At 44.8% G+C, this 11,731-nt stretch carries 7 protein-coding genes and 3 pseudogenes; 5 read left to right on the forward strand and 5 right to left on the reverse strand.

The annotated features are described in order from the left end of the window. Positions 1-233: 233 nt before the first annotated feature. Together JNC77_RS16990 and JNC77_RS17000 are read right to left on the reverse strand one after the other, a co-directional pair. Positions 234-1,811 carry a peptide ABC transporter substrate-binding protein gene (locus JNC77_RS16990; RefSeq protein WP_374834661.1) on the reverse strand — a complete coding sequence of 526 codons (1,578 nt, stop codon included), beginning with the start codon at positions 1,809-1,811 and terminating at the stop codon, positions 234-236. Positions 1,812-2,950: 1,139 nt separating this feature from the next. Next, positions 2,951-3,736 (reverse strand): DUF2332 family protein, encoded by a 786-nt coding sequence (locus JNC77_RS17000; protein WP_374834665.1) that lies wholly within the window; start codon positions 3,734-3,736, stop codon positions 2,951-2,953. 315 nt (positions 3,737-4,051) lie between these two features. Between JNC77_RS17000 and JNC77_RS17005 the strand changes: the two genes are divergently transcribed. Next, the gene (locus JNC77_RS17005) at positions 4,052-4,324 is read left to right on the forward strand and encodes a hypothetical protein (protein WP_374834667.1); all 273 of its coding nucleotides are present in this window, start codon (positions 4,052-4,054) and stop codon (positions 4,322-4,324) included. Between the two features lie 20 nt (positions 4,325-4,344). Then, a complete protein-coding gene (locus tag JNC77_RS17010; RefSeq protein ID WP_374834669.1) occupies positions 4,345-5,517 on the forward strand; it encodes an MFS transporter in 1,173 nt (390 codons plus the stop codon). Positions 5,518-5,727: 210 nt separating this feature from the next. Here JNC77_RS17010 and JNC77_RS17015 read toward each other — a convergent pair whose 3' ends face one another. Beyond that, the gene (locus tag JNC77_RS17015) at positions 5,728-6,042 is read right to left on the reverse strand and encodes a hypothetical protein (protein WP_374834671.1); all 315 of its coding nucleotides are present in this window, start codon (positions 6,040-6,042) and stop codon (positions 5,728-5,730) included. Positions 6,043-6,650: 608 nt separating this feature from the next. Between JNC77_RS17015 and JNC77_RS17020 the strand changes: the two are divergent. From JNC77_RS17020 to JNC77_RS17030, 3 genes and pseudogenes are all read left to right on the forward strand, one after another. Next, positions 6,651-7,609, forward strand: a pseudogene (locus JNC77_RS17020) (IS5 family transposase). A gap of 281 nt (positions 7,610-7,890) precedes the next feature. Then, the gene (locus JNC77_RS17025; protein WP_374834673.1) at positions 7,891-8,016 is read left to right on the forward strand and encodes a hypothetical protein; all 126 of its coding nucleotides are present in this window, start codon (positions 7,891-7,893) and stop codon (positions 8,014-8,016) included. A gap of 251 nt (positions 8,017-8,267) precedes the next feature. After that, positions 8,268-8,940 (forward strand): annotated as a pseudogene (locus JNC77_RS17030) (IS3 family transposase); the annotation flags it as partial. 210 nt (positions 8,941-9,150) lie between these two features. On the opposite strand, the gene JNC77_RS17035 reads toward JNC77_RS17030, so the two are convergent. Next, the gene (locus JNC77_RS17035) at positions 9,151-10,968 is read right to left on the reverse strand and encodes an FUSC family protein (RefSeq protein ID WP_374834675.1); all 1,818 of its coding nucleotides are present in this window, start codon (positions 10,966-10,968) and stop codon (positions 9,151-9,153) included. 186 nt (positions 10,969-11,154) lie between these two features. Next, positions 11,155-11,667 (reverse strand): annotated as a pseudogene (locus tag JNC77_RS17040) (IS6 family transposase); the annotation flags it as partial. Positions 11,668-11,731 lie beyond the last annotated feature (64 nt).

The raw sequence follows: 11,731 nt of genomic DNA on the forward strand, positions 1-11,731 counted from the left end.
CCTTGGTGGCTTTTAAAAACAACCACACTATCGCACAAAAGCGGATCAGGAGGCCGTCCACCACATCAAGTCCAGACAAAAAAATGCGTCTCCAAATTAGCACAGATATGTAAGTGAAAGCGCTATTCGGCGCTAACTTTGATAAATGGATTCCACCCTGCAGAAAAATTATTCTAGACTCCAAAAACTTTGCGAGAAGCCGCCAGAGCCCCTCGTGAAGGATATAGGCGTAGCTATGGCTTTATCGACAACCAACGAGTCGCATGCGTGTTCATCAGATTATCTCGGTAGCCTTCAATCTTATCAGAGACGAGTGCTTGTGATGAAGGAGCGAGCAAGGGAATGACCGGAACCTCAGCCAATAAAATCCGTTCGGCTTCCGCCAATATTTCAGCGCGCGCATTAATGTCAGTCATGGTTTCTGATTTGGCAATCAGCGCATCGTAGTCTTTGTTCGACCAATCAGAATAATTAAAATAATTACCGGTCGTGAATAGGCTTAAGAAGGAATAAGGATCGTTATAATCGGCAATCCATGCCTGATAGGCAAAATCATACATTCCTTTTTCTTGTAGGTAGTTGAAATAAGTTGCGCCTTCGACCTCGTCCTGCTCGGCAGTAATGCCTATAGATTTAAGCATATCAGCGATCGCAATCATCGTATTCTTATTATTGATTGATGTCGCATAACGCAATTTCACCGATAAGCTGCCCGGTGCTACGCCTGCTTCTTTTAGCAATTCTTTCGCTTTATCCTCACGATCAAGAATATCCTGATTGGCATAATCGAGCTTGGGCGCATTCGTAACATAATTCTTGGTGCCAGACGGAACGATAGAATAGTCCGGCAACATCAGGCCGCGCCGGATTTGATCGGAAAGAAAGTCACGATCAATCACCATGGACATTGCCTGGCGGACACGCGGATCGCGTAATTTGCTGTCCGGCTTTCCTTTGACACTAAGATAAAAGACGCCGAAATAAGGCGTAACACGCAGATATGGCTTTAGATTGTTATTTACATAGTCCATCTGTTCGGCGGCAACCGTTGCGCAAATATCAACCTCTTTAGCCTCAAAGCGTCGCATACAGGAAGCTGCTTGCTCAAATGGCATCCAGTTTACAGCATCGATTTTGACTGCGCCTACATCCCAAAAATAAGGGTTCTTTCTAAGGGTAATTTTGTCATTCGGTATAAACCCGGTGAGCGTATAGGCACCATTAGAAATCATATTGCCGGGCAAGGTGAATTTAGTGCCGTATTTCTCAATTGCTTTACGGTTTACTGGATAGCTGGTTTGATGGGTTAGAAGTGTCAAAAAATATGGTGTTGGTGAGACAAGCGTAATCTCTAGTGTTCGATCATCGATCGCTACAACGCCATGCTGATCGGGCGATAGCTTACCGGTGTTAATCTCTTTCGCGTTTTTGATCGAATAAAGCACATTGGCATAACCGGCAGCAGTTTTTGGATCCATAATACGACGTAGTGAAAATACAAAGTCTTCGGCTGTCACTGGATCGCCGTTTGACCATTTAGCATTTTCACGAAAATGAAATACATAGGTCAAACCATCGGGAGAAATCTCCCATGACTTCGCCACGCCCGGGATCACTTCTCCCTTGCTGTCAAAAGTGACAAGTCCTTCATAAAGATCACGCAATATGTAACCTTCATATACGGTTAAGGTATGATGCTGATCCAACGTAGACGGATCCGTGCTACTGTCACGATTGAGCACTGTTTCAGCGAATGTGGTGCCAGCCAATGCGAATAAGCAAACGCTTGCCAACAAAAAACGACGATACATGAAAATCTCCCATCGATGGCATCGCTTCATTAAAGCCGAATGAGGTTTCCATAGTATCTGTACTGACCAGTGTATTCTACTTTAGGTAGTTGCCCGCATATAGTTGTCTTGCAACAGGTAATAAACTTCTAAAGTGTAGTGCTTCAAGCTTGATCTTGTGCAGACCAGTTTTCCCTGATGTATGCTCTTATTGTTGTAGTGATCCATCAAAGAAGACAAGATGATTGCTTGATACCGGAATGACTGGTGCCTCTGAACAGCGCCGAGTTTGCCGGAGGTTCCACACTGCAGAGCGTTGTCATTAAATGAGCAAAGCCAATGATTGAAAAAGCTTGCCCTGTTGTTTTCAGAACTTCTCGGCATGGATTGGAGGTTCTCGCGTTTATTCATCCTTTGGCGGGAAAGCAGTTTGTAAAGGGGACGGTTGAAGATGCGGAGACAGCTCGATATGCAGCCGAGCAAGAGCTTAGGGAAGAAAGCGGATGGTTGTTCATTCTACGTTGATTTTTCTGGGAACGCAGAAAATCGGAATTGAAGCCGTGCCGTGGCACTTCTTCGCTTATCACAGCCTATCTTTGTCGAATGCTTGGATCCACGCCACTGAAGACGACTTCGGTCACTCATTCGCATTTTTCTGGCATTCAATCCAAGTACCGCTTGATCGAGACTGGCATCCTATCTTTCATGAAGCCTTCAAATTCTTTGTTCCCAGACTCCCTCTCATTTAGCTGAGCTGATCCCAGCATTCGCACATGATTTCACTACCGTATACCTATGCCCCTTTAATGTTCAGGGGCCAAACACGTCAGCAGCTGACTGCTGCGCTTTTCAAACATGAATGGATTTTACAACATCCACAGAAGGCATTCGACACTGGGAAGAATTTAACTCGTTAGGTTCTAACAAAATACCGCCCAACAAGATAATGGGGCGGAAATCAAAGGGACAAGTCCACAGCAGACCGGCCAGTGCGGTCGTAAGGTCAAGAATAGTCCCCCCTCCAATGGATAGGCAGGATTGTGATTGATGAGCACGATTGAAACTTTTGTTCCGATTTGTGTTTAATGCCTTTATGTCAGGCAGGCAAGAAACCATTCAACCGATTGCCATACGGGGCTGTCCAGTACTGTGGAACGCCATTAAGACATACGAGAAAACTGAACCCAGTTGTCACCGAAGCGATATGGCACCGCGCCGGCCGGAACGTCGGTGAGAAGCCCTTCTAAGCCGTCGCGAAGATCGCCGGCATCCACTCTTAGTTCCGGCATGCCGGCGGCGATGGTCAGCGCCTTGTCGAGCCGTTGCCTGCGCTTTTTGTGTTCCGGCCAAACCAGTGCCCGCAACCATGCTGGGTCATTTTTCGAACTGGCATTCAGTGGATTAATATCCAATCCACGCCGCCAAACAATTTCAGGATGTCGGTCGGGGAGAGGTACATATCCATCCGCCGCACATTGGAACACCGGAGTCCTCTCCTCTGGTGCGGGGATCGTTACGCTGCCCGTTTCTGTCGTGTAGGTGTAGCCATATCTGTCCGGCAAAAGGCAGAGACCGGCTGATGCCCCCACTTCGACAATCGCCAGAGGTTTTCCAATTGCGGCAAGGATCGGCATGAGTGCAGCACACCGGCCCGGTTCGTTGGTCTGGGTGCTGCGCTTGCGCATTACTTCTTCCAGATCGTCAGCCCAGTCTAGGACCGTTTCAGTCAATGCGCCTGACGGAGGCAGACAAGCCAGATACTGAAGCGCAGCAAAGAGGAGATTAGGTTGCTTCTTTTCGGTCGGCAGCCGGCAAAGAAATTGCAGAACTGGAAAACTTGCAGCGACCTCGCGTGCCAGCGTTTCGTAGACGTTCGAAGTTCCTCGCGCTTCGAATTCGGCAAAGTCTAGATACGACTTAGCAATACGTTCGCCCTGACTGTCCATCTCTCACCTATATATTGTGGGCTTGTCGCAACGTTTTTCAAAGGTCGCGTTGCTTGCTATAACGACCTTTTCTAAAAGATATGGAGCCAGATTTACCCACCATCGACAAAAATGTCTCGACACAGCTAAACATCGAAGAACTTACCGGAAACGTAAATAGCCAGTTTAAGGGTTGTTTGAGAGAAAAATTTTTCCCTCATAAAAGGGAGCTTTAACCTAGACTAGTGCCGTATTTTGGATGGATGTAACATGGTGAAGTAATCCGTGCTTATAAGACATAAATAGCATCAAAAATCTAAGCAAAAGGAGAGAATTATGGGTTCCCGTGTTCTGAATTTTAACGTGATTTGCGATTTTGCTACCCCTGAGAAGAATTCATCAGTCGAACTTCATATGGAACTTCCAGTACCTTACAGTGACGTGAAAATCCTACAAACGTGGTTTGACAAAGGGGAATGGGCGACTGCTGAAAACTATCTTATCCAAAAATATCCGGAACATCGTAATCTACTAAAAGAATGGATGATTGGTTGTAAACGCCGGAGTGAAAATGATAGCACTTCAATTAAGTTAGCTGCCGTAGGATAAGTTAACTATTGGGAATAACCTTGGTTGAGAAACCCCAAAGTTTAGTATGGGCAGCTGTCGTTCGTTTCATGACAGTTGCTCTTTTTTTTGATGCTCTTGCTCCGTTGTTCCCACTAATGGCAACCAGTAACGGGTTATCTCCTGCTTTCTTTCAAATTCTTCTTGGTACTTGTTATCTTATTTTTGCTTTCTCACAACTCACTTCTGTGTCCATCATTAATATGATTGGTCTATATCGGTCTTCTGCTACTTCGTGTCTTTATCTCGGTTTGGCCACGGTTGCTCTATCTCTTATACAAAATCCTAATGTTTTTATTATTATTTTTCTTTCGATGTTTGTTGCCAATAGCATTGGATCTAACGCCACGCGGGTCATCTTACGAGAAGCGACTAACGAAAGCGGATATAAACGACTTATCGGATGGGCTACCAGCTTGGTTGAAATCAAGCAGATTGCAATGCCCTTCATAGCTGGAGTTGTTGCTGCTAAATATGGATGGCGTTTTGCTGTTGTATTGCTGGTTATTCCTGTGGTTAGCGCAGGGATTTGGTTAGAATTTGTTGATCAAAAGCACCGTGCGCAGTCGTATATCAAGCCAACTGAAAATAAAAACTCTAAGAAAAGCGGCTGGCTAGCTCTGATGGTAATGCCTACCTTTTACATACCGACCTTAACTCTTGCAGCATTCCAGATAGCATTTAGTCTTCTTGTTGTAAGTTTGCCTTTTATTCTGTTCGAAGAAGCAAAACTGCCTCAAGCCGTGATTGGCTTGATACTATCGGCAGACAATGGCTTTGTTGCCATTTGCTTATTTCTCAGTGGCTACCTTGCCCCCTATTGTTCCAGTGACCGCTTGTTAAATATAGGTATTATCATAATGGCTATAGGTATTATCATAATAGGGTTAAGCTTCTTGCTCGGTATCTACTATGCAATTATCGGGATTATTATCTTTAACGGGGCATTTGGTTTTATCACAGTCCCATGCTCGGGAGATATTTTGAATATATCTGAACCTCTACGAACAAAAGCATCTTCTCTTTTGGGATTTGTACAGACAATTTCTGGTGGTATATTTGTTGGACTCTTTGGTTTGTTTAAAATACCCCTTATTAAGGGGACTATCATAGTGGCAATTATCTCAATAACACTCATTGTTACGATCAAAGTTATTTCATGGCGTAAATGTTAAGCAAAAATAGCTGTTTAAACTTTCCTCCCCCGTGCCTTTTTACGGCTTAAACCGCGTCCTCAATTACGCTGTAGGTTTAAGCCGTAAACAAACATTAGAACCAAGGTTATAAGCTCAATCCAACAATGGAGCCACACATAGATAATCGGCAAGCATTATCTTACAATAGATAATGATTAATGCCCCCAAGCCTCCAAGAAGACTGAGTTGCTATGTAGTAATGATTGTCATTGTTGAATTTGTTGACCAATCATAATTGGCATCAACCACTTTTTTCTTCTCAATTAGTATTTTAATTAAATCATCGATTGCACCGGCAACAGTTAGTTTCGTGGATGAGCTACCCAATGCCATGAGTTTAGATGCGATTGAATTCATCCCGTTTTGAATGGCATAAATAATCTCGCCAAGATGACTCCACTGAAAACCCAAATAAGCAATCAGTATGAGCTTAATGAACAGTCCTAAGAGCCGTTCTATTGGTATATATTTGTATTGCAGGAAGTAGTTGAGAATTAAAAGCATATTGCAAGCACAGCCGATGTTGCGGCAATTCCGTTAATAGCCTCTAGGATGAACATAAAACCGGTCTCGGCTACAGGATTGCTCAGATTATCGGCTTTGCTGACAATCTGAGCAACAAAACGATCCATTTAAAAACTTGTATGTTCTCCTTGGCATTCGGCATCAATCTGCGAATGATGTCTTTGCTCAGGTAGGAGACCGTTTCTAACTTGGTGCTATGACGCCGTCGGGGAGCATGGCTCCCCACCTGTTTTACCTTTAGCCCGAACAAGTCGCCAGGTCTTCGAGATCACATCTGACAAGTCGGAGCAGCTATTACAGGAGAGGCATATTGAACATCACATCAACCCCGACCCTCATTGAGACCCAGATTCTGAGCATCGACGTTTTCAAGGCTTGGTTCGACGTTTTTCTACATCCAGCAGCTATCAAGGGTAAGCGATGTTTTAGCCCCACATTCTGCTTGATTTTCTGATCTGTCATAATGAGGACGCTGAAATTGTCGTAAGCAGTTTTCCAGCAATGGTGCATAGGCTAAAACGACCGTGTTGCATAGATAGCCGTATCACTGATATCCAGAAACCGTTCATGTTATCAGGATGTCTTTGATGCCGCACAAGTTCAATGCCTCTCGCCGACACAAGATAGCCAGACAGAAGTTCAAGGTTATGAATTGTTCGGCTTATAATGAAAGCCTGCGTCAACGCGGTGATTTGACCATATGGGTGAGTGAGGCGGCGGCATGTATGTGGTCTGCGGCCAGCCCAAATATTCGGATTTTGCAATTACACTGTGCTTGACCTTGCGCGTTGTCTATCACCTACTGCTGCGCCAGACCCAAGGTCTGATGCGCTCTGTCGCGCGGCTGATGGGGCTTGATATTGCCGTGCCGGATTTTTCCACTCTGTCGCGTCGCAGTAAAGGACTGGTCTTGCCTTCTGTCAGACGTCACGTTGCAAGCAGAGAGCCGGTTCATCTGGTCATCGATAGCACGGGTTTAAAAGTCTTCAGTGCGGGTGAATGGTTGGAAAACAAGCACAAAGCCAAGGCCAAACGCAAAAGCTGGCGCAAACTTCATCTCCGCCTTGATCTTGTCAGCGGAGAGATTATCTGCTCTGATCTAACCACGGATGACATTGGCGACCCGATAGCCTTGCCTAGGCTTTTGGATCAGATCAGCGGTCCTGTGACCAAATTTATTGCCGATGGCGCCTATGATGGAGCGCCAAGCCGCGATTTTCTGGATACGCGCTTCGGTGCAAATCTGGAGGTCATTATTCCACTTCCCAAGATTGCCGTTCTCAGCCCGTAAGCGGGGCGCAATCCATCGGTTCGAGACCGGCATATTGCACAAATACAGACCTGCGGTTGGTTGACCTGGCAAAAAGTGACCGGCTACAATCTGCGCAGCCGGGGTGAAACACAAATGGGCCGATAGAAAACCGTGATCGGACCAAAACTCAAAGCGAAGGACTTGGACAACCAGAAAACAGAAGTTAAGATCGGCGTCCGCGTTCTCAATCGGATGACGGAACTTGGCCGTCCACAATTTCAGCGTGTCTCATGAAACAGGCCGTCGATAGGACAACTTTGTCCTGAATTCGATCCATGCAACAACGCCGCTCAGACTTAAATCAGCATCATCCTTGCGGATCATTGCTTTGCGTTCAGCGGGGCTCATCGCTTCAGCCCTTGTGACAAAAAACCATTTTCAATCGCTAGCTTGCCAATCTTGGCGTGGAGCTATTTGACTTGTGTATCATTGCCTTCTGTTTTTTTGATCTTAGCAGAAAACACACCAGCCAAGCCATCAATCGCTTGCCGTTTCCATGTGGTCACTTGGGTTGGATGGATTTTGCATTTGGCGGCAATCTCTTGAACCGTCTTGTCACCGCGCAGGCTTCGAGCGCCACAGTGGCTTTAAACTTGTCTGAAAAGTTCCGCCTTGTCGTCATTTGCGTATCCAATCGCTAAAGGCGGATACATCTTAGCAGACTATCCAGTTTTGCAGGACCACTTCAGTTTTGCCATTGATAAACTGAATGTAGGATCCATCTGCTAAGCGATGAACGTCAAGCGTGTCTTTTCCACCTTGTCTTGTCATACGAGCGCAAGCCTAAGTATCCGTTCATATCAAAAGAAAACATGGAAGTAATAAATTGAAGCCGGAAATGTAATCGATCCAGTGAATCGATTACCCGGCGGAGCGCTGCAATATTTTTCGCGGCACAAAAGCCGAGAGATTTCAGTTTATTACGGATTATCGTGGTTATCTCTCACGTTCACGCATATGCCGTTTGATGGGCGTAACAGATCGTGGTTTACGCGCATGGAAACGCCGCCCTCCATCACAGCGCCAGCGTCGTGATCTTATACTTCTGGCACATATACGCGAACAGCATCGGTTGTGTTTAGGAAGCTATGGCAGACCGCGTATGACAGAAGAATTGAAAGCACTGGGTTTCCAGGTCGGGCAGCGGTGGGTCGGGCGTTTGATGCGTCAAAATAACATTACAGTTGTTCGAACGCATAAATTCAAACGGACAACTGATAGTCGTCATACCTTCAACATTGCACCGAACCTATTAAAACAAGACTTTAGTGCAAGCGCACCCAACCAGAAATGGGCAGGCGATATCACTTATGTTTGGACCAGAGAAGGATGGGTCTATCTTGCTGCCATCCATGAGCGAGAAAGGTAATTGTTTTGATAACTCCGCAGTAGAAAGCTTCTTTAAATCATTAAAGGCAGAGTTGATATGGCGTGAGGATTGGCAAACAAGGCGGGATATTGAGATTGCAATCTTCGAATATATAAATGGCTTTTATAATCCACGCCGAAGACATTCAACACTCGGCTGGAAATCGCCGGTGGCATTTGAGAAAAAAGCCGCATAACATGAGCAGTAGACCGGAACACAACCGGCGCAAGACCACAATTGGCATTATCTATTTTTATGCTGCATTCATTGTTGGTCGTCCCTCAATTATCAGGCGAAAATCCACTCAGGTGTAGAGGTGTATTTATTTTAATCAATCTCGCATTAATATTATTTTCCAGTAATGATAGTGTGTCGTTTAACTGCGTCGCATTAGTATCAGTAGTGGTTACAGCCGCTTGGTTATCTCCTGAGATCTTTGCAGCAAGTGTTGTAATACGTTCAATCTGATCTGTAGTGACCTTATTTCTGGCTGACCATGCACTGACATCGTCACAAATGCGCTCTGCACTTGCGAGACGCGGAAACCATGCTGCAGCTTCAGTTCCAGCTGGTGGCGGTTCCTGCATTTGAAAACGTAGCTTTTTACGCATAGCAGCCAGAGATGAATAGGCGTGCTACTTGCCAGTAACTGTTTGTCCCCATGCTCTGCTGTTGATGGCTGCCTTAAAGTCAATAAATACGTGGCAATGGCATTGCGAACTTCATGAAAATTCTTGTCAAACTCCTCCCGATGCTCGCGCGGCCACAAGAAGTATCCAAAAATCAAAATAATAGCACCACCAACCAACGTATCGAGCATACGCTGCAAGCCGTAATCCACATTATGAATATTTGGATTGATTAAATCCAGAAGCATTAAAACGATAGGCGTGGCGATGAAAGTACTCATCCAGTAAGAACGCTGTGAAGCCCAAGGCATACAGGATGCAAGGGCGGCAAGTATGCATACCAGCAACATGCCTTTAGGGATAAAAATGAAAATAATTACACCCAGACAAACCCCAAGAATTGTTCCGAAAATTCGCAAAATTGAACGTGTGAAGATTGATCCCAAATCAGGTTTCAGAACAATGATGACCGTTAAAGGTGTCCAGTACCAATGGCTGTTTGAATTGACCCACTTCGTACAAAAAGCGATACCTATGCATAATGCTAAAATGACTGCCGATTTAATATCTTGACCGGAGATAACATCACTAAGTTTTTTGGAGGGTTTATGCTCAACAGATTTTCCAATCATAACATTTGGCACAGCTGTGGAATTCTGATGGTTATAAGATTCAATAAATGTAGTCACAATCGGAGTTAAAAACATATCGTTTGATAGATTGTTCTTTTCTCCAATAACCGAAATTTTATTATCCTGAATTTCTTTTGACAACTCACGCAGAACCTTGGCCATCTCTGCTAAATTCTCGGGTATTTTCGCGGCCAATGTTGAATTACTTATCGCTTCCAGATCTTCCAAAATGGCTGTCTGCCATTCCAGATAATGGTCATACATCACTCGACGATAATAGCGCTTAATAAGCAGACTATTATAAGCGCTAGAGAATTGTTTATGAATGAGGCGCCTATAGGTGTTCTCCTCTGCTTCAGAAACATTTTTTGAACGTGCCTCTGCCAGAATGGCAATCGCTTCTAGTAATTTAGCAATCGATTTTTTAAAACGTAATTTATGGAAGAGCAGAGCATCAAGCGATAGCAGAGCGGCATAGAAAACGCCACCCGCGATAAAGAACAAGGCTGGCTGCCAGAATGGCGCTATGTTTGGCATAGCGATGGCGATGGTTGCCATCAGTAGAGCTTGCGTCATTGCTGCCGAAAGTGCCGCGCTGAAACTGCCAATAATACCTGCGCAGAATGTTGCAAGCATCATCACTACAATAACAAGTTCCCACGAAAAGCCAGTAACATACCCCATGAAAAAGCCGGTTGCACCTATGAAGGTAATAATGAAGACTTCTTTTAACCTTAATATATAAGATGTGTTTTTCTCACCCAGCGCTAAACCAAGTGCACAAAGGGACATCATCATAAAGTTACCGGCATTATTCAAAACAATGCCCAGTAAAATAGGACCTGCAATCGTGATTGCTGAGCGGATACTTTGTCTAAGCGGCCAATATGCTGGAGATAGCGCTAACAATTGGTGGAACCAACGCTTCTGCATCTCTACTTTGGTTTCAAAATTTTGTATCAAATTCAATAAACCCTTACTACCGGCATTTAATTCATATTAGCTTATTTTATGTTTAATCATCAATATTAAATGACCGCTTTGGCTTTAGTATGATTAAAGATAAGACAATTAAATCAGTGTTAGGGCGTGAACGGGCCTGTCGCTAAGTTTTTCATAGGGCGAGTTGCTTGCTATAACGACGGACTTTCATACTTCATTAACCTTTTGAATTCCAAAGCACTGAGCAATCAACTCATTCTGGCTGAGAACATTCCGGTCCCCTAAAAATCCAAAACCTTGGTGTAGCCATAGCATCGCTTCAAAACCCATGATTGTTCTGCGGGCCGTATTGAATGATTGGAAACACCCAATCTTGGGCATGTTCTTTTGGATCCTGAAATGATCGCTTTCAATGCCTTGTTGTAAATGCTTTGTTATATAGTGCAGTGGATCGTTTGGGAGGAGAAAATCTTGTGAAGCTGCCTTGATGGCTGGTGGAAACATTCCCGCTCCATCTGTCCTTATGCGATCCGGGGCTAACCAAGGTTCATTCTCCAGTATTTTCTTAAAGAACCGCTTGGCTGCGGGTAGGTCTCGTTTGGTTGTCAAGAGGAAGTCAACCGGATTGCCGTGCTTATCGACAGCTCGATAGAGATAACGCCATTGGCCGCGTATTTTAATGTAGGTCTCATCAATACGGATAGAGCCGCAAGTGGACTTGCTTCGTAAAAGTGGAGAGGTTTTCTTGAGTTGAAAGGAAACTTACATGACGAAGCGAGCAGAT

The sequence above is a fragment of the Paenochrobactrum pullorum genome (assembly GCF_041929845.1).
GTDB lineage: Bacteria > Pseudomonadota > Alphaproteobacteria > Rhizobiales > Rhizobiaceae > Paenochrobactrum > Paenochrobactrum pullorum.